Genomic DNA, 20,004 nt, shown 5'->3' with positions numbered 1-20,004 from the left:
TGTTGTTTATTTAGTTAGTTTAATCGTCGCTTCCACTTCCTCCCAAACTTGGAAGTGCATCCAACTGTGCTTGTGGATAAGGCAATAGCTCTTTGTCGGCCGTAAAGGTTCTACCATCGTAGCTCAATTCGGAGTAGTTGTCCAAACGGATCATATCGTAGAATCGGATACCCCACTCCATGCCCAATTCGGCAAATTTCTCATCCATTACGTCATCTGAGGATAACCCTGAAACTGAAGGCATTCCTGCTCTTGTTCTCACAAGGTTTACCGCTTGGTCCGCTGTCATTCCAGAACCACTGGCCCCACGGGTCAAGGCTTCTGCATACATTAACAATACTTCTGCGTAGCGCATTACGATCATGTTTTTACCACCTGCGTAGTCATTTCGCTGATCGGTCAATTGAACGGATGGTAAATAGTGTTTACCACTGGCAAAAAGGGCTCTTGCGTAATCGTTGATCAGATCACCATCCCTTGTGGTGTTGTTTACGAAAGCTGGCAAGGTTGCATAATTTGGATCGGCCTGTAATTCTGCAATACCTCTATCCGTAAATAAAACACTGGTTTCCAATCTTTCGGTCTCTCCTCTATCCAACATAAATTTGATGAATTTCATACTTGGCTCATAAAAGCCCCATCCACCAGATGCATTTTCTCTTGCTGGAGTCCAACCTTGAGGTCCAAACGGTGCATATAAGTGATAGAAGGTATCTCCCGTACTTGAACCGTAATCCGAAAATTGAAGTTCAAAGATGCTCTCATCGCTCAACTCTCCTGGCTTTTTGAATAAGCTGTAGAAATCTGGGTGCAATGAAAATCTATTGGAATTGATGATCGCGGCAGTAGCATCGGCCACGCCTTGATAATCTTCCATTTCCAAATGTGCCATGGCTTTTAAAGCATAAGCCGTATACCGTGTAACTCCACCTGGAATGTCGGTTCTTTCGTTCGGCCTCATGTTTGGCAATAACGGAATGGCCTCATCCATTTGGTCAGAGATAAATTGCATCATCTGCTGCTTGGAAACAGGTCCGTCCGCTATTTCAGCATCAGGTTGTGTAGATTCTATAATGAACACATCGCTCCAAACTCTTGCCAAGTTAAAATGCAACCATGCACGCATTACCTTTATTTCTGCAATGTATTGGTCTGCCATTGCGCTTTCACTTTCATTGGCAAAATCCTTGAAATTTTCAATCAACTCAATTTGCGTATTTAACTGTACGATGTCACCGTAGTGCACATTCCAAAGGGAGTTGTACATCCAATATCCTTGGGCGTATACAAAGTTATCTGTATCTGCAAAAGGTTGTTGGTCACCCAAACCACCTGCATTAACATCGTCTCCACGAACGGAAAGCAATAAAGGCTCTTCCCATCCTCTTGTGGCAATAATGTAGTAGGATCCCACCAAGGCTTGCACCATATCTTCGGTGGCCGTGTAATCCAGGTCATCGGCATTCAACTGACCTTCTATGTCTTCAAACTTATCGGTACAGGATTGCAAAGTGATTATCGCAATCAGCACCCATGCCATTCTATATAATAGGTTGTTACTATTCTTCATCACAATTTTCTTTTTATAGTTTTACATTAACACCTATGGTGTAGATGGCAGGTACTGGGTACGTTTGGCGATCTACCCCGTCTGACACTTCTGGATTAAATCCGTTGTAATTGAAAAGTGTTAGCGGTCTTTCTGCGGTTAATGTGAATTTGAAGTCGGGTGCATTCCCCTTTAGTTTATCACCACGAAGGGTGTAGGCCAACTGAATGTTCTGGATCCTGAAGAAGGCTCCATCTTCTACCCAGAAATTGCTCAAACGCTGGTTCCAGCTATCTCTTAGACCTGCTGATGATGGATAGCTATTGCTAGTTCCTTCACCATGCCATCTGTTTTTGGCCAAATCGGCATCCATGTTGGTATCGTTGGTAAAGATGACCTCACCTCGTTTTCTATTCAGGATTTTGTTTCCTGTTTGTCCATAAAAGTTCATGGAGAATCCAAAGTCTTTGTAGTTCAATCCGATGTTACCACCATAGGTGAATTTTGGAAGGAACGATCCTATTACCATCCTGTCCTCATCGGTAATGGCACCATCACCATTTCTATCATTGAAAATCAAATACCCAGGTTGAATGTCCTGTCCATCGGCAATAGCACTTTGCGCTACTGGATCGGCATCAATTTGTGCTTGGTTCTGGTAAACTCCAGTGGTTTCGTATCCGTAGAAGGCATAAAGTGGTTCCCCTACCATGGTTCTTTGTCTAAATTCAGCAGAACCTGAATCGATATATCCACTTTCGTCCTCTATTTCAATGGCCTCATTTTTTACCGTGGTAAAATTGGCTCCGATAGTATAGGTGAAGTCTGGAGAAATTTCATCACTCCAATTTAGGGCCACCTCTACCCCTGAGTTACGAATAACCCCTGAGTTTCGAGATACGGTTTGGTTTGCAATCGGAATATACACTGGCATAATCGCATCTTCTGTATCCCTGATGTAATAATCGGCTTCAACGGAAAGTCTGTTGTTCAATGTGTTCATATTGAAACCGAAGTCCAACTCTTCTACAACTTCCCAAGTTAAATCGGTAAAAGTACTCGTGGCGGTAATCCCTGTATTTGGGGTATCACCCAAGTCAACTGTTTGGTTGGAAATGGTGTTTGTCCCTGAACTTGCAGGTACATTATCGTTACCTAAACGCCCCCAAGCAGCTCTCAATTTCAAGAAATCGAAGAACCCTACATTTTCCATAAATGGCTCTTCAGAAACTACCCAACCTGCACCAATTGATGGGAAATAACCCCACTGTTCTTTGGTGAACTTGGAAGATCTATCCGCTCTGAACGTTCCATATAGAAGATATCTGTTTTTGTAGTTGTAGTTGATTCTTCCAAAGTAGGACTGACCGTAAATTCTACGATTGTTTTCCTCTACATTATTATTGAAAGACAAAGGATCGGCAAAATTTAAGTACCAAGATGTTTCGTAATCGATACCTGCAATGTCACTACCTGTTGCTTGAAACTGGTTGGCAGCCTCATCTCTAAAGGAGGTACCCGCCATAACGGTCACATTGTGATCTTCATCAAATGTGTCGGTATATGTCAATACGTTATCCCAAATTTGGTTGAAGTAGTTGTTCTGACGTCTGTTGATGGATGAGATACGTTGGTCGCCATACCCCATATTATAAGGTAGGTTTACATAGCGCTCTTCCAAGGCAGAAAAGTCAACATTATAGGTGGTCTTAAAGGTTAGTTTGTCCTTAATAATATCGGTCTGCAAATAAATATTTGCCAATAGCTTTCTAATCTTCAACCTGTTATCGTTGTAATCCATATCGGGGAAAGGGTTTTGCGTTCCCCTGTAACCCAAGGCTTGCGCATTGGCATATTGGGTTGGTGTTGCCTCAGTGTTCATTGCATCGAACACTGGCAAAATGGGCACCGCAAAATAGGCCTTGAACCATGCTGAATTTTCTGGAGTTTGTTGTGTAGCGTTACTGAAAACGGTATTCACTCCCATTTTTAAGTTGTCCAACACATCAATATCCAGTTTGGAGCGGATATTGAACCTTTCGTAGTCGTTTTTCATATCCAACAAACCTTCTTGGGAAAAGTAGTTGGCACCCATGGAATACGAAACGTTATCGGTTCCCCCAGTAACACTTAAACTGTGGTTTTGAATAACACCATCACGAATGATCTCATCGTACCAATCTGTATTCACATCTGGTACATTGGGGTTAATGCGGCTACGTCCGTAACGTTGCATGGCGTTCAATATAAATTGAACATCGGCAGCAGAACCAGACTCAACGGCCATGGTAACAAATTGCTCGGCGTTTGCCATTTGCAATACGTTTTGTGCCCTTTGGATACCTGTGTATCCGTTGTACTCAATTTGAGGTTTTCTGTTTTTACCACCAGATTTTGTCTCAATGATAATCACCCCGTTAGCAGCCCTTACCCCATAAATTGCAGAAGATGAAGCATCTTTAAGTACGTTCATCGACTTGATGTCGTTCGGGTTCAAGAAATCAATGTTGCTGTAGAACATCCCATCTACTACATACAATAAACTGGTAGCATCTGAATACGTTCCAAGACCACGAATTCTAACGGTTGGTGAAGCACCTGGCGAACCTGGTGATACAATTTGAACCCCTGCCACTTTACCTTGAAGTGCCTGCACTGGGTTGGCAGATGGTGTCTTTTCAATTTGCTCAGCATCCACCGTAACAATAGATCCCGTTAAGTCGGCCTTCTTTTGCGTACCATAACCCACAACCACAACTTCATCAAGACTTTGGGTATCAGCTTCCATGGTGAGGTCGATGGTAGTCCTATTATTTATAGGTATGGTTTGTGTTGTAAATCCGACGTAACTGAACACCAAAGTTCCGTTACTTGGAATGTTCTCCAAACGATAGTTACCATCAAAATCGGTTTGGATTCCTGTAGTAGTGCCCTGAAGCACCACACTTGCCCCAGGCAACGGCTGTCCCATATCGTCGGTCACCGTTCCCGAAATCGTTATATTGTTTTGTGCCAAAAGTACGGCCTGAAACAACAAAAACGAGATTAGCAATAGTTTGCTTTTAAATTTCATAATTGTGCAAAAATAGAGTTAGATTTTTACTAAATTAATAAACAGGCCTTTCCGCGGCCTTGCGTTGGAATACATAATAAATACATCATCTATAAAGGGTCTGAAACCCCTTGTTTTGCCTAGTTTGCAGTAGTATGAACAGGTTTTGATGTAAAAAGAATTAACATAGTGATGTAGTATTGATGTAGTGGTGAAAACATTATTTTAAGACCAGAAATCTGCTTAAAGCCCACTTAAAATGTGATAAGGAAATTGGATAAATTTTCAGAACTGTCCATATCCAACTTTTTTCGTAGACGATAGCGATGTATCTCCACTCCCCTAATTGTGATCCCCATTAAGGGGGCAATTTCTTTTGTGGAAAGGTTCATCTTTAGGTACGCGCACAATTTAAGATCCTTTGGGGTCAAGGAGGGGAAAGATTTCAGCAATCGCTCAAAGAAATCTTCATGAAGCTCCTTAAAATTGACTTCAAATCGTTTCCAATCTTCCGTATCTTCAATTGAATTGTTGAGTTGTTTGATGAAAGATCTATACCGCTGCGAATTCGAAAATTTTTCCTTGTTCATTACCAGCATATTCTTCAACTCCAATATCATTTCATTTTTACGGGCAATATTCAAGGTGGTACTTGCCAACTCATTTTGTTTTAATCGTACTTGCTTGGCCAACTCTTCCTTTTCCAACTTTGCCATGCGCTCCAATTGTTCTTGCCGCATGTGTTCTTCCAATTCCCGTTGCTTACGTTCGAGTTTTCTTCGATTATACCTTCTCACCAAATAAATAGCCAAAACACCCAAGGCCAGATAGAAAACAAGGCTTCCCCAAGAAAAATACCATGGTGGAGCTATAGTAAAGCTTAAACTATTGTAATCAGAAATGGAATTTTCCATACCTGCTGTGGCGATTCTCAATGTGTAATCTCCAAAAGGCAAGTTTTGAAAGTTGATAAAGCCATTATCAGCATATTGGGCATATTCCTTTGGGCCCTGAAGTTGATAATAATAATGTGGTGAAATGTACTCCGATGCGGCTACTTCTATGGTAATGGACTCCGAATGGCGAAATGGAATTTTTATGGATTCTTCAAGTACAGAATGTTTTCGATCTTCATCGTAAAGCACTACAATCTGAGGAACAGGCAATTCTTCATTAGTTATTTGTTTGAGGCGTGGATCATTAATTTTGGCGAAACCATCCGTCAAGGTAATATAAGAGGTACTATCATTAATTTGAACCACACTCTGGGAATCGGGAGCTAAACGTTCTCGTAGGGGCAAATCAGTAATCAACAAGCTATCCCCCTTTAAATTGGTATGGATAATGGCTTTTTCATCCTCTTCGTCCACAAACCAGAAATACTCATCATCAAAAAAAAGTAGTTCCTTGTTTTCATAAGTGGTAAACTCATCAAACTTTTCAATACGATCACCAATAGGATTGTAAGAAAACCAATTTCCTTCACTATTGAGCACAATGGTGTTTTTAATATTATACAACTTTACATTGTACTCACTTGGGGCCCCTTCGTGCTCGAACTCTTGAATCTTATCAAATTCTTGGTAACCACCTTCCGATAAGTGCAAGCGTGAAAACCCTTTATATGGATGTGCCACCCAAAGCAATTCAGGCGTTTCAAAGCACAATTGTTTCACTGGCGCATCAAAACCTTGAATTTTATTGACATTCCACTCCCCATTCTCCAATTTTTGAAATTTTGCCAACCCATTGTACGTTCCTTGCACATAGGCGGCATTCTGGCCAGGTACTTTAATGATTTGATACCCTCCTGCAATTTCGCTCACCTGTTCAAAACTATCCTCAGTAACTTTATAGGTGCCCGTATTATGTCCGCAAAGCAAATCACCTTCCACTACTTGCAAATCCCACACATGGCCCTGAGAGCCATCAACAAACTGAAGTTGGTTCCCTTCGAAATAAAAAACCCCCGTATTACTCCCTAAAAACAATTTACCGTTGTACCAAGCAATATCGTAGACCATTCCCAAGGTTCCTGTGTAATCGGTATAATAAGAGATAGGGTTATTGATTCGAACCCTTGCAATTCCGTTATCCAGACCTAGCCATAACTGATTTTTGAACAACAAGGTGGACAGCACTGTATTGTTTTGAAGGCCAGATTCCCGATTGAGAATACGGTATTGTTCAGTTGTAGAATCATACAGGTACATTCCATTTTTTATGGTTCCAAAACCAAGCATCCCATTTCCCAGAAGTGTAATCTTATTCAGCTGGTGCTGTTTTAATGCTTCATTAACTGGTGAGGACCATGGGGTTAACGAATTTCCATCAAACACAAAGCAACCGTGCAATTTGGTCCCAATCAACAATTGACCTTTGTAAACGGCCATATCGTTGACCGTTTTTCCTTTTAATAAATCTTGGTTGGGAAAGGGAACAGAAGTTTCTCCCACAACTTCATAAAGCCCAGTAGATCCTGCGGCAACAATCAATTTACCATTGAATTCGACAAAATCGGAAACTACATAATCAGGATCGATTACTTTAATTTGATCATTGGCATAAGAATAGATTGCTGAAAAGGAACGGAACATTACCTCGCCATCTTTAGATGGAAAAATCTCCCAGAATTCTTCACTGGTAAATGTATGATCCTGAATTAAATGGGTTAATGAAGTGTACTCGAGCTCTCCGAATTCATTTTTGGTCCAGTATCCAAATTCTTCATAGGATCCTGTATAAACTCTATCCCCAATACTTTCCACGGAACGAATAATCGTATTGTTGGGCAATTTGTTCAACGTCCATTCCTCTCCATTAAAATGGAGCAATCCTTTATTGTTGGCTGCAAAAAGCTCCCCGTTTTCGTTTACCGATACATCCCAGTTTTTACTTCCTCCCTTATAATCCAACAGTTGATAATTTTGGATGGGCGGCAATAATTGCTGACCTACTATTGGCAAACAAGTGATGAAAAATGCAAAAATGAAAAGCCTAAATAGCATGCTGTTTAGTTTGTTCGATAAAGGTCTTTCGAAACAATGAATATACAAAACTACTGGGCTAAATATAAAAGCAGGAAGTGCCTTATTCTGCTAGGTTTTCCGTTGTAATGGTTCTAAACGTCAAATTAATTCGTGGTGATGTCACTTTTTTAGTAGGAGGCAATCGATGCTGCCAGAAGTTTTGGGTCTCACCTTTCATCACCAAAAGACTCCCATGATCCAAAACCAACGCTACTTTTTCATTGGTTGTTTTGTGCTTGAACACAAATTGTCGTTCTGCCCCAAAACTTAATGATGCAATTGCTCCATTGGGCTGCAACTCCTTTTCATCGTCACTGTGCCAGCCCATTCCTTCTTCTCCTGAATGGTATAGGTTGAGCAAGCACGAATTATAGGTGGTAGTGGTCAATTTTTCGGTGAGTTGTTTTAATTCCAGAAGCTCGGGGGTCCAATACAGTGCTCTTTTGGTGCTATTGGAATAGGTATAGGCAAAAGGTTTGTCCCCAAACCAAGCCACCTTGCGTTTGGTTTCAATACGCTTACCAAACATAACAAGCACATCGTTTTCCCATGGAATGGTGTCCAATAGTTGATGAAAGTAATGGTCAGCTTCGGGTTGATTTAAAATTGGACCAAAATAATTTACAACGCCGTCTTTGGGCAATAGATTTTGATTTGGCTCTATTTGATTGCTGAACAAATCCATTTTTAATTGGAAAGCATTTCTTGACTTTTCGTCAATATTTCCGCTACGCGCTCCTTTAAAAAGTCTGGTTCAATAATTTTGGCATAATCACCAAACATGATGAACCATCGGGCAAATCCATTTTTCCAATCATCGGTCATAAAGGTCATTTCTACTTCCTTGCCTTTTACTTCCTCTGAAATCAATCCGTAATGCCTTGTTTGACCATGGATGTATTTTGAAACCGTTTTATCCACCACTATTTTCACTTTGGTCTTGGCAACCGCCTCTTTCTTGCTCCGATGCTCATCCATGGTGCCGTGCTCCAACATAAAGTCTTTCGATGTTCTTGTTATTTGTTGAATCCTATCGGTTCGGAAATGCCTATAATCTGTTCGCAAATGGCAATACCCCAAAATATACCAATACCCATTTTCATTAAATAGACCTACGGGTTCTATGCTTCGTTCGGATGGGTTTTCTTCCCGTAAGGATTCGTATCTTAAGAACACCTGCTTTCGCTCTGCGATGCTCTCGAACAATATCTCCAAGGCATTGGGCACCTCATCATTAAACAATACTTGTCCTGAAATAATGGAAACTTGTGATTCCAATGCCTCTACCCAATCCTTTTCACTCCCACGAAGCACGGACTTTAATTTGAACATGGCCGATTCGTAATAAGACCCTAGGGATTTATCGGTGAATTGCTGCATCAACTTTTCTGCAGCCACAAAACTTCCTGCTTCTTCGCGGGTAAACATGACGGGGGGCAATCGATAACCCTCCATAATGGAATAACCAATTCCTGCTTCGCTCACAATGGGCACACCTGATGCTTCCAAAGTTCGAATATCCCGATAAATAGTGCGCAAGCTCACATCAAATCGGTCTGCGAGTTCCTGTGCCTTTATAATCCGCTTGGTCTGTAGCTGAATTAAAATGGCAACAATCCTATCAAAACGTTTTACGGTATCCATTCCCATAATCGCGTGAGCTATCTCCCAAAGATAGGATTTCAATCCAAGGATGGGAGGTGTTTTCCAGCTCATATTACTTTATCTTAATTGATTAATTGATCTCGACTGCCTGTCCGTCCGGCAGGCGGGCGCTCGACCTGACAACAAAGCTATGGTCGCCTTATGACAAGGGATTGTCAACAAAATTTTTTTTGATTTCATTTTTTGCTACTGACACGGGGCTGTCACACACCCCTTTTAATTTTGATTTCAGAAACAATAAATCTTAAAATCACAATCAAATGGAAAAGACCATCAATGAACAAACAACAGCCCAAGTCATGAGTCCAGAGCAATTTTTGGAGCATTATCAAGGACACCGAAGATTAACTAAAAAGGTGATTGAAGCCTTTCCAGAAAGAGAGTTTTTCAATTATAGTATCGGTGGGATGCGCCCTTTTTCCGAAATGGTAAAGGAATTATTAGCCATTGCTGTTCCTGGATTATCCGAAATCGTATCTGGTACAGCTTCTGAATTTAACGAACACAGGGATTATGGAAGCACAAAAGCCGAATTTTTGGAAAAATGGGATAAAGACACGGAAGAAATCAATCAATTATGGAGCAAACTCAGCATTGAACGATTCCAAGAAATCATAAAGCTTTTTGGGCAATATGAAGGATCTGTGCTATCCAATCTTCAATATTTTGTGGACAATGAAATTCACCACCGCGCCCAAGGGTATGTATACTTGCGTGCTTTGGATATTGAACCTCCATTTTTTTACGACCGAGCTTAAAATAGGATGATAGTACATGTATTTAAAACTTCTGTTGAACGCAAGGGCGAAGTAAAAAAGCTTCGTCCTTCATTAAATGGTTTGATAGACCACAATGGGTGCTGGAATTTTGACCTTGAGGATTGCGACAACATCCTCAGGGTGGAAACCCAAAACCTTAATGCTCCAATAATTGTTTCGCTTTTAAAAAGCGAAGGTTTTAGATGTGAAGAACTACAATAAACAAAAAGCCCCCTTTTAAAAGGGGACTTTTTAAATTAAAGACCTGTTTTTTGTTTCAGCTCATTGAATTGGGTCAGCAATTCTTGGTATCGGTCTTTTTCTTCTTGACCGAGCACCTTATCGCTACTGCCCATAATATTATATAAGTATGAAATTTGGGATACCATCATATTTTGAGGATATGCACCATCTTCATTCTTCAATTGTTTTAGCGCAGATTCATAGGCTTCTAATTTAGCCTCGCCAATCTTGCTCTTTTTCAATTTCTTGATTTCAGTTTCCAATTTATCTTGGTATTTACGTGCTTCGGAAAGTAAATCCATTACTTTTCCATGTAATTCTTGCTGTTCCAAAATATCAGCTTCGGTAACGCCATCTTCGGCCAATCTTGGGTCAATTACTACGTCAAAAGGCTTCTCAAAAGACTGTTCGCCCACGGTCAGTTTTGCTTTGTAGCTTCCTGGAGGAACCATTGGACCGTTTCTGAAGCGTCTGTTCTTGTTTTTGTCCCAAGCTCCCTTTGCTCTCAAGTTCCATTCAAATCGATTGAGTCCTTTTTTGGTTTCCAACTTTTTGTCGATGTACACAAAATTCATACTCAAGCCCATATCTTCCACTTTTTCGGTGGTTGAATTCAATTGGGTAGAATCGCTAACAATTTTTGCCACTACTTCATTGCTGCTGTTTAAAATCTCCAAGGCAACACCATCTTTAGTTTCCTCTGGCAAGTAATAGTCAATGGTTACGCTTGTGGCTGGATAATTTGGGTAATCACTACCATACCAAGGTGTTCTGTAACGAATGGTGTTATCTGGTTTGAAAAGCACTGGAGAATCTCCCAAACTAGAAATATTTTCATCTTGCAAAGCTGAAATATTGTCCAAAATCCAGAAACCACGTCCCATGGTACTCAAGATCAAGTCTCCTCGGAATAAGATAACGTCCGTAATTGGAACCAATGGAAGGTTTTGTTGGAACTTTTTCCACGATTTTCCATCATCAAAAGAAACAAACATTCCGTACTCGGTACCTGCATACAAAAGTCCCTTACGAACTGGGTCTTCACGAAGAACCCTTGCAAAATGATCAGATGGAATACCGTTGGATTCTGTGCTGATCAAGGTCCAATTTTTACCGTAATCATTGGTTTTATAAAAATAAGGAGTTGTATCCCCCAATAAGTGACGCTCTACTGCGATATAGGCAGTTGCTGGATCAAATTGTGAAGGCTCCACAGATTCTACCCTTCCACCTTTTGGTAATTTTTTCGGGGTAACATTCTCCCAAGTTTTTCCACCATCTTTGGTTACAGAGATAATTCCATCATTGGAACCTGTCCAAATCAATCCTTGGGTGATTTTAGACTCACGAATGGAATACAGGGTGCTGTAATATTCTTCACCAGTGATATCCCTTGTAATTGGATTTCCTGAAATCACCTGTTTGTCTGGCTCATTCGCTGTTAGATCTGGAGAGATAATTTCCCAAACTTGACCTCCATTTTTGGTCTTGTGCAAAAATTGGGAGCCCATGTAAACCACTTCTGGATCCCAAGGTGAAACATGAATAGGGGCAACACGCTGAAATCTGTATTTTAAATCTTTTGGATTGTGCCCATAAATATTGGTGGCTCCAATCGAATATTCACGACTTAATCCTGTTTTTTTACTGTAGACACTGAAACGACCTTTACAATTATTGTAAACCATGTAGTGGTTTCCTGGCATTGGAATTGTTGGTCCTGTTTCACAACCACCTGTGCTCATCATTACACTTCCATTCGCTGGGTTTGATGCCGTTGGCGCTTTACTTGGGATGGCAATGGTAGTATTATCCTGTTGTGCACCATATACCCAATAAGGATATTGATCATCCACCGCTACTTGGTAAATTTCTGCTGTTGGTTGATTGAATTGGGAAGACCAGGTTTCACCGCCATTATGGGAAACGTTTGCCCCACCATCATTACATTGGATTAATAAATCGGGATTGTTCGGATTTAACCAAATATCGTGGTTATCGCCATGGGGCACACTCATACGTCTCCATGTTTTCCCTCCATCTATAGATTTGATCAACGGGTTCGCATTGGAGAAAATAATATCTGGATTCGTTGGGTCCAATTCTATGTTTGTGTAGTAAAATGGTCTGTTAACCAATCTTTCATCGTCGGAAACATGGGTAAAAGACTTTCCTTGATCTATGGATTTGTATAGTCCTCTATCATCTCCAGGTGCTTCAACAACAGCATACAAAATTTTGGAATCCACGGCAGAAACAGCCAAATCAATCTTACCGATCAATCCTGTTGGCAAACCTTCAGAAAGTTTGGTCCAGTCTTTACCTCCATTTACAGATTTGTAGATTCCTCCATCTTTATTTTCACCACCAGAATCGATGGTCCAAGGAGTTCTGCGTGCTTTCCAAGCAGCAGCATATACTACATTTGGATTACCTGGCAATAATTCCAAATCGGCAAAACCTACTTCGTTGGAAACAAACAATACTTTTTCCCAAGTGGCTCCGCCATCTGTGGTTTTATATATACCTCGATCTTCGTTGGATTTAAACGCGTTTCCAATAGCAGCAACCCAAACAATATTATTGTTGGTGGGATCAATTTCTACAGCACCGATCTGTCCTACATTTTCCAATCCGATATGTTCCCAAGTTTCACCGCCATCGATGGATTTGTACATGCCCTTACCTTCGATAATGTTACTACGGATTCCGTCGGAACCTGTTCCTATATAAACGATATTAGGGTCGTCCAAAGCCACTTCGATAGCTCCTATGGATGGGGTTTTGAAAAATCCGTCGGAAATATTGTTCCAAGAGGTTCCGTAGTCATCTGTTTTCCAAACACCACCTCCTGAAGCACCTAAATAAAAGGTTCCAGGTAACGCAGGGGTTCCAGTTACGGTGGTAACTCGACCTCCCCTAGCGGGTCCGATGGTACGATATTGAAGCGCTTCCAAATCTTGCGCCAATGCTCCTACCGTTATAAAAAATGATAAAAGAATTTGATAAAATTGAAGTTTAAATTTCATGAGTTAGTTATGTAGTTTGGTTTCCCTCAAATCTACTAAATACTTACCCAATTTAAAATTGAAACGGACTGTTTTGTATTCTTGGCAATAGAGCATTACTTAATTGCGACTTTTCACGGCTTAATTGGTTGATATCCGTGGAATTCGAAAACAACTACTTTAATTCATGTAATTGGCAATTACTTCTGCCACCACTGGGAAAATGTTTGGGTACTATCATTCAACCGAACAATTTCACCAATTACAGGGGTCATCACAGGAATATTCTTCACATTGTTTTCTATGATTTCATCCAAAGGCTCATCCCAAGGATGACTGGACAAGGCAAATTTAGAATTGTGTACTGGAAAAATCCGTGATGCTCTTAATTGTTCCGCAGATTCGAAAACCTGCCTTGGCAATAAGTGGATTTGATTCCAATTTTCGCTGTATTGTCCTTGCTCTAAAATGGCTAAGTCAAAAGGTCCATACTTCTCACCTATCTCGGTAAAAAAAGTATCGTATCCCCCATCACCGCCAATGTATAAATTATACTCGTTTATCTTCAAGGCATAAGAAGTCCAAAGGGTTTTGTTTCGTTTTAATCCCCGTCCCGAAAAATGACGTGCTGGCGTTGCCGTAATTTCCACGGCTTCCTGTAAAACTTCTTTGTCATGCCAATCCAATTCCATAATCATGGATTGCTCGTATCCCCAATATTCAAAATGCTGTCCAACCCCAAGTCCACAGATTACTTGACCCACTTTTGACTTTAATTCAAGAATAGTCGGATAGTCCAAATGGTCCCAATGGTCGTGGGAAATGATCAAATAATCAATTTCTGGAAGGTCACTGCTATCATAAATATCGGTTCCCTTAAATGCTTTGTTCACAAAAGAAAAGGGCGAGGCATAGTTGCTAAAAACTGGATCGACCAAAAAAGTTACGCCATCCTTTCTTATAAAATAGGATGAATGACCAAACCAGACCAAAACATCTTCTGCTTGGTCGATTTCCTTGACATTGGTCTTTATGGCTAGAATTTTGCTTTTTGGAGTAACGTTCACCTTTTTGGAGAACATAAAATCCATCATGGTTCCGAAACTACTTTTGTCAGAAGTCATAACCGAAGTCTCGCTCAGGTTTTTGAATTCCCCATTTTGATAGTTAGGGGATTTTTTTATGCGTTCCAATCGTTCTCCTTTAGGAGCTTGGCCAAATTTGGCTTGATTCAAGATTATCATTGTAGCAACAGCAATTAATAGAATTAATCCCAGTAAAACTTTAAGTAGTCGTTTGAATATTCGCATGGACGTTTTTATGTACCTATTGAACCAATGCTGGTTTCACATTACAAATAACGGTTGGAAAACACCTATTTTGAATACCAGAATTACGGATAAAGTTACCCGAATTACTTGAAAAGTATTCCATGCACCCTTAAGGTATCTTTTCAAATCGCCAAAAAACAAAAAAGCTCCTTGAAGAAAATTACCTTTCTTTTGGAGCTTTTGATTTTAACTTGTCGGGATGACTGACCTCTTGACGAGGTGCTAACCCATTAATATCCAGAATATTATGTCGATTTTCCCAAAATAGGACATCCCATAGGACATCTTCGTGTGAAATAATGATTTTCACAACGTAAATATCGATATTTAAAATCAAACCACACCATCTTGTTTTATTTAATTTTAAATCAAAATAGACAAAGGAATTTTTGTGAGTTCAAAAGCTCATCACAAACAAGTTAAGCATCTATTCGGCCTATCGACAAGCAGATATAATAAGAACTTTGATTGTCAATTTTAACCTAGCCGTATAAATTACAAGATTTAGATTTTTGCCACCGGTGTTCCAGCCAAGCCATTACTGGTCCACCTTACATGATGGACACGATCGAGTTTAGAGATTTTGATTGCAGTGATACCTGAATCTTGTGATGTTTTCAATACTACCAATGACCATGCCTATACCGAAGTTGTGTAGAAAAATCCAATAAACTTATACAACCCGAATAGGATTAAGGTAACCCCCAATCCTATTCGAACCTTTTAATATATTCTTCTGGACGTTCCTTTTATTTCTTGGTCAAATGATATCCAGCCGATTCAACGGCAGAAGTGATTTCCTCTTCCGTGGCACTTGTGGTCTGTACGATCAACAATTTGTCTTGGGAAGCAAAGTCTACAGACCAATCGGTCACGCCATCCACCTTATCCAAAAATGGTTTTACGGTATTGGCACACCCACTGCACTTAATATTTGATTTGAATTGTAATGTACTCATGTTCATCGATTTTAAATTAGAAAATTACTATAGTTTAATCGTTTTAAGCCTCAAACTGTTCAATACGACCGATACACTGCTAAAGGCCATAGCGGCACCAGCTATCATCGGGTCCAACAAAAATCCATTGATCGGATACAGCAGCCCTGCAGCTATAGGAATTCCAATGATATTGTATATAAAGGCCCAAAAAAGATTTTGTCTTATACCTATAACGGTCTTATGGGAGAGCTTCAGCGCTTTGGGAATCGCATTTAAATCAGAGGTGATCAGGGTCATTTTCGCGACATCCATGGCTATGTCGGACCCTTTGCCCATGGCGATGCTGACATCTGCTTGGGCAAGTGCCTGCGAATCATTGATACCATCGCCCACCATGGCGACCACCTTTCCACTTTCTTGAAGACTTTTTACAAAATCAGCTTTCTCTGATGGGAGCACTTCGGCTTCATAGCTTTTGATACCCACCTGTTGTGATACGGCTTCGGCTGTCATCTTGTTATCACCGGTCATCATGTAAACTTCCATACCATTCCCCTGCATTTCCCGTATGGCTTCCTTTGAGGACTTTTTTATGCTATCCATAATGGCCAAAATCGCCTTTACCTTGCCTCCACCGCCAAAGTATATGACCGTTTTGGCCTCCTGCTCTAACCCTTCGACCATGTGCCCCAGGTTGTCATCCATGGCGATTCCTTTTTCGACCATCAACTTATGATTGCCCACAAGGTATTGGGTTCCATCCAATGCCTCAGCTCGAACACCTTTTCCTGTAATACTATTGAAGTTCAAAATTTCGATCGGATTTACCTTTCTATTTTTTAAAAAGGAGACCACGGCTTCAGCCAAGGGATGTTCGGACTGTCCTTCCATGGCATATAAAATTTGCTCCAGGCCCCTGTGATCGGTCACATGGTCCGCAAAGACCATATCGGTCACCACTGGCTTTCCTTCTGTTATGGTTCCCGTTTTATCCAGGACAATGGCATTTACTTTGTAACCCAACTCCAAACTTTCCGCATCTTTGATGAGGATATTGTGTTCGGCCCCCTTGCCGATTCCCACCATGATGGCCGTGGGGGTTGCCAAACCCAGCGCACAAGGACAAGCTATTACCAATACGGCAACTGCGGTCAACAGTGCATGGGTAAAAGCGTCCTCACCTCCCAGGAACATCCAGGTGATAAATGTCACCACTGAAATCGTCATTACCACGGGAACAAAAATACCGGCAATCCTGTCCACCAATTTTTGTACGGGCGCCTTGCTCCCCTGTGCTTCCTGCACCATCTTGATGATCTGGGACAAAAGGGTCTCCCCTCCCACCCGGTCAGCTACAAACTGAAAGCTTCCTTTTTGGTTTACGGTACCGGCAAAAACTTTTTCACCCTTTGTCTTTTCTACAGGGACGGGTTCGCCCGTGATCATACTTTCATCAACATAGGAACTTCCTTTGGACACTGTTCCATCCACAGGGATTTTCTCTCCCGGTCTGACCAATATCGTTTGACCTACCTTGACCGAAGAAATAGAGATTTCCCTTTCCTCCCCATCTTCTATCACCTTTAAGGTCTTGGGCTGCAACCCCATCAATTTCTTTATGGCGGAGGATGTATTTGATTTCGCCTTTTCTTCCAATAATTTCCCCAATGAAATAAAGGTGATGATCACTGTGGCCGCCTCATAATATACATGGGGTTCCATGCCTTTACTGAGCCAAAATTCAGGAAAAAAGGTATTGAATGCACTGAACAAAAAGGCAATGCCCGTACTGAGTGCGACCAAGGTATCCATATTGGCCTTACCGAATCTGGCCTGTTTGAGGGCATTTATGAAAAAACTTCGGCCAAACCAGAACAGGATAGGAACGGCAAGTACCAACGAAATCCACCTACCCAGGACCCAATCCATAAAAAACATCCCCAGAAGGAAAATGGGAAGTGTCAAAATAGCGGACCAAAGGGTTCGCTTTTTTATGGATACATAATGCTTTTTCGAAAGCTCTTCCTGTACTTCGGTAGGATCCTCGGCATCCACAATTATATCATAACCGATTTGACGTACCGCATTTTGAAGATCGCTTAGGTCCATAGCACTGTCATACTCCACAAGGACCGTACTATTGGCAAAGTTGACACTGGCATTGTAGACCCCTTCCGTATGGCCCAGCATGGATTCCACGCTGGATGCACAGGCAGCACAGGTCATTCCAGTGACCGGGAAAGATTTTTTTGACACCGTCTTCGGTTTCCTTTCGGTGTCCTCAATAATATCGATTGCATCCATTTTCTACTCCGATTTGTATGGTACAAATTTCAGAATAGACCTAAAATGCACTGTTACGTTATTTACTGAAAGAGTTGTAGAATTTTCCGAAAAATCAACCTTTACCTTTCTTCGTCAAGTACTTAACCTTAATTGGTGAGTGGTTTTTAGAATTCGGCAACATCTATGAGATCAGGTTCGCCCACGTCAATCTTTTTTGGAGAATTTGCCCCGATCAGTTTAGAATATATTCGATAGGACAAACCATTGTAGTGAACTTGGGGCAAAACGAAAGCATTGGTAGTAAGTAATCGCCTCTCATTCGGCCAGATTCTTTGTTTCTTCGCTAAGCGATCCCTCGAATTTAGGAATAGGCCGCTTTTCTTTCCCAGCTTCGGTTTCCACTATTCCATTTTCCTTGATGTCGTTTATCAACCATTGCATTTCCATTATCTCCCTGCGTTGTGCCTTGATAATTTCATTGGCAAGCTCACGTACCCTGACATCTTTTATTTGAGAACGTTCACTGGTCAAAATAGCAATGGAATGATGGGGTATCATTCCTTCCATGTAGTCGACTCCTGAAACGGTAACCTGACTCCTGACCAGCCATATCCCACCTGCAATCAACAAAACACCCAAGGCTAAAATTGACATGTTCTTGCGTCGGTCTTTATACATCTGTAGCATATATAGCAGCATAATAATGATCATCGATCCCCCCATTATCAAAGTCATGAAAAATCTAGTCTCACTATACCAAAAATGATCAATGATTTGATATGAGTGGGTGTACATTAAAAAAAACATGGCGACCATTGAGGTGCCAATCATCGCAAAAAACTTTAAATAATTATTGGATTTCCTTTGACTATCTTCCATTGTGCAAATTTTATCTGGTTATTGTGATTATTCCTTGACTTTCGATTATTGTATTGTTCCATTCCAATTGTAGGCCTGACAATTTACCTGTCCCAGTTATCATATATTGGTTCAATTGGCTTTGCTCATCGCTTGTATTTTATATTGACCTCCGTTATTTTCCAATGCCTTTTGTAGATTTTCAAGGGGGACCTCAAATTGCGACTCCACTGTAGCTTCTGCGTTTTTTAGATTGACCGCTACATCGGCTACACCGGCCACATTGAAAAGAGCTTCTTCAACGTGCCCCCTACAGCCATCACAAGTCATTCCTTCTATTTGGTATCTTCTTTTCATGTTGTGATGATTTTATATTTTAACAATTTTACACATAGAATCAACAATGTTGGTTCCAACACGTATGGGAAAAGTAACACTTTCTGTATAAGGGCATTGTTTGAAAAAAAACAAACCTTGACCCATTTGCGAAGAAAGATGTTTTTTAAATAGCGTTTAGGAAGCTGGTTCCTTGGAAAGGTATTGCGCCCTTAATGGTAGAGGTTAAATATCATCAAGCGATATTCTATTTTGAATGGCACTTTTCTTAAATTGTGTAGGTGTCATTCCAGTTACTTTTTTAAATTGGTTGCTTAAATAGGCAACGCTGCTATAGTCCAATTGAAACGCTATTTCCTTTAAGCCCAATTCGTCATAAACAAGAAACTCTTTGATCTTTTCAATCTTTTGGTTGATGATATATTGCTCCAAGGTAATGCTTTCCACCGCGGAAAACAGCGAACTAAGATACTTATAGTCAAGATGCAATCCATCGGAAAGGTATTCGGGCCATTTGACCTTTTCCATGGGTCCGGTGTAGTGTATCGCCTCAATCACTAGGTTTTTGATCTGTTCTATCAACTGACCTTTACGATCGTTGATGATCGTAAATCCAATTTTCTCAAGTCGTTCGTTGAGACCTTCCCGTTTTTCAGGCGTGATTTTCCCATTGAGGGTTATTTCACCCAACGACACATTCATATAGGGAATGCCCTCATCGTCCAAAATACCTTTGACGGCCATGATGCATCTCGGACAGACCATGTTTTTGATGTACAACACATCTTTCGATTTACTGGACCCAACTTCCATATCATGCAGTGAATTTCCACAGGGCCTTCAAAAAAATGACGACCACTGCCAATATAATGATCAATATCAAGGCCAATATGCCAAGGATTTTCATTCTTTTTTCCTTTCTTTTCTTGGCCGAATCCCGTTTCTTTT

At 40.8% G+C, this 20,004-nt stretch carries 14 protein-coding genes; 2 read left to right on the top strand and 12 right to left on the bottom strand.

Annotated features, from left to right (window positions below; genetic code table 11):
* Nucleotides 1–19: 19 nt before the first annotated feature.
* From BLQ18_RS09925 to BLQ18_RS09905, 5 genes are all read right to left on the bottom strand, one after another.
* Nucleotides 20–1,570 (bottom strand): RagB/SusD family nutrient uptake outer membrane protein, encoded by a 1,551-nt coding sequence (locus tag BLQ18_RS09925; protein WP_090294928.1) that lies wholly within the window; start codon nt 1,568–1,570, stop codon nt 20–22.
* 13 nt (nt 1,571–1,583) lie between these two features.
* Nucleotides 1,584–4,622, bottom strand: coding sequence for a SusC/RagA family TonB-linked outer membrane protein (locus BLQ18_RS09920; protein ID WP_090294926.1), 3,039 nt, complete (start codon nt 4,620–4,622; stop codon nt 1,584–1,586).
* A 233-nt stretch (nt 4,623–4,855) separates the two neighbouring features.
* A complete protein-coding gene (locus BLQ18_RS09915; RefSeq protein ID WP_090294924.1) occupies nt 4,856–7,609 on the bottom strand; it encodes a Two component regulator three Y domain-containing protein in 2,754 nt (917 codons plus the stop codon).
* An 82-nt stretch (nt 7,610–7,691) separates the two neighbouring features.
* On the bottom strand, nt 7,692–8,315 hold the full coding sequence (locus BLQ18_RS09910; protein WP_090294922.1) for an alpha-ketoglutarate-dependent dioxygenase AlkB family protein: 624 nt from the start codon (nt 8,313–8,315) through the stop codon (nt 7,692–7,694).
* Between the two features lie 2 nt (nt 8,316–8,317).
* Nucleotides 8,318–9,280: a helix-turn-helix transcriptional regulator gene (locus BLQ18_RS09905; RefSeq protein WP_245668129.1), complete on the bottom strand. Its 963-nt coding sequence runs from the start codon at nt 9,278–9,280 to the stop codon at nt 8,318–8,320.
* A 275-nt stretch (nt 9,281–9,555) separates the two neighbouring features.
* Here BLQ18_RS09905 and BLQ18_RS09900 point away from each other — a divergent pair, with 275 nt between their 5' ends.
* Together BLQ18_RS09900 and BLQ18_RS09895 are read left to right on the top strand one after the other, a co-directional pair.
* The gene (locus BLQ18_RS09900; RefSeq protein WP_090294917.1) at nt 9,556–10,053 is read left to right on the top strand and encodes a DinB family protein; all 498 of its coding nucleotides are present in this window, start codon (nt 9,556–9,558) and stop codon (nt 10,051–10,053) included.
* A gap of 6 nt (nt 10,054–10,059) precedes the next feature.
* Nucleotides 10,060–10,275 carry a hypothetical protein gene (locus BLQ18_RS09895; protein WP_090294914.1) on the top strand — a complete coding sequence of 72 codons (216 nt, stop codon included), beginning with the start codon at nt 10,060–10,062 and terminating at the stop codon, nt 10,273–10,275.
* Nucleotides 10,276–10,310: 35 nt separating this feature from the next.
* On the opposite strand, the gene BLQ18_RS09890 is transcribed toward BLQ18_RS09895, so the two are convergent.
* From BLQ18_RS09890 to BLQ18_RS09860, 7 genes are all read right to left on the bottom strand, one after another.
* The gene (locus BLQ18_RS09890; protein ID WP_090294912.1) at nt 10,311–13,325 is read right to left on the bottom strand and encodes a WD40/YVTN/BNR-like repeat-containing protein; all 3,015 of its coding nucleotides are present in this window, start codon (nt 13,323–13,325) and stop codon (nt 10,311–10,313) included.
* A gap of 179 nt (nt 13,326–13,504) precedes the next feature.
* The gene (locus BLQ18_RS09885; RefSeq protein ID WP_245668102.1) at nt 13,505–14,548 is read right to left on the bottom strand and encodes an MBL fold metallo-hydrolase; all 1,044 of its coding nucleotides are present in this window, start codon (nt 14,546–14,548) and stop codon (nt 13,505–13,507) included.
* A gap of 836 nt (nt 14,549–15,384) precedes the next feature.
* Nucleotides 15,385–15,594 carry a heavy-metal-associated domain-containing protein gene (locus BLQ18_RS09880; protein ID WP_090297511.1) on the bottom strand — a complete coding sequence of 70 codons (210 nt, stop codon included), beginning with the start codon at nt 15,592–15,594 and terminating at the stop codon, nt 15,385–15,387.
* A 27-nt stretch (nt 15,595–15,621) separates the two neighbouring features.
* A complete protein-coding gene (locus BLQ18_RS09875) occupies nt 15,622–17,880 on the bottom strand; it encodes a heavy metal translocating P-type ATPase (protein WP_090294906.1) in 2,259 nt (752 codons plus the stop codon).
* A gap of 297 nt (nt 17,881–18,177) precedes the next feature.
* Nucleotides 18,178–18,549, bottom strand: a complete 372-nt coding sequence (locus BLQ18_RS09870; protein ID WP_225604822.1) for a DUF305 domain-containing protein — start codon at nt 18,547–18,549, stop codon at nt 18,178–18,180.
* A gap of 303 nt (nt 18,550–18,852) precedes the next feature.
* Nucleotides 18,853–19,077: a heavy-metal-associated domain-containing protein gene (locus BLQ18_RS09865; RefSeq protein WP_090294903.1), complete on the bottom strand. Its 225-nt coding sequence runs from the start codon at nt 19,075–19,077 to the stop codon at nt 18,853–18,855.
* A gap of 204 nt (nt 19,078–19,281) precedes the next feature.
* Entirely contained in the window at nt 19,282–19,839 is a 558-nt protein-coding gene (locus BLQ18_RS09860) for a helix-turn-helix domain-containing protein (protein ID WP_313790835.1), read from the bottom strand.
* Between the last annotated feature and the right edge of the window lie 165 nt (nt 19,840–20,004).

Source organism: Flagellimonas zhangzhouensis (genome assembly GCF_900102925.1).
In the GTDB taxonomy this organism is placed as follows: domain Bacteria; phylum Bacteroidota; class Bacteroidia; order Flavobacteriales; family Flavobacteriaceae; genus Flagellimonas; species Flagellimonas zhangzhouensis.
Note: the sequence above shows the minus strand (reverse complement) of the source record. Positions and strands in the feature narration are given on the sequence as shown.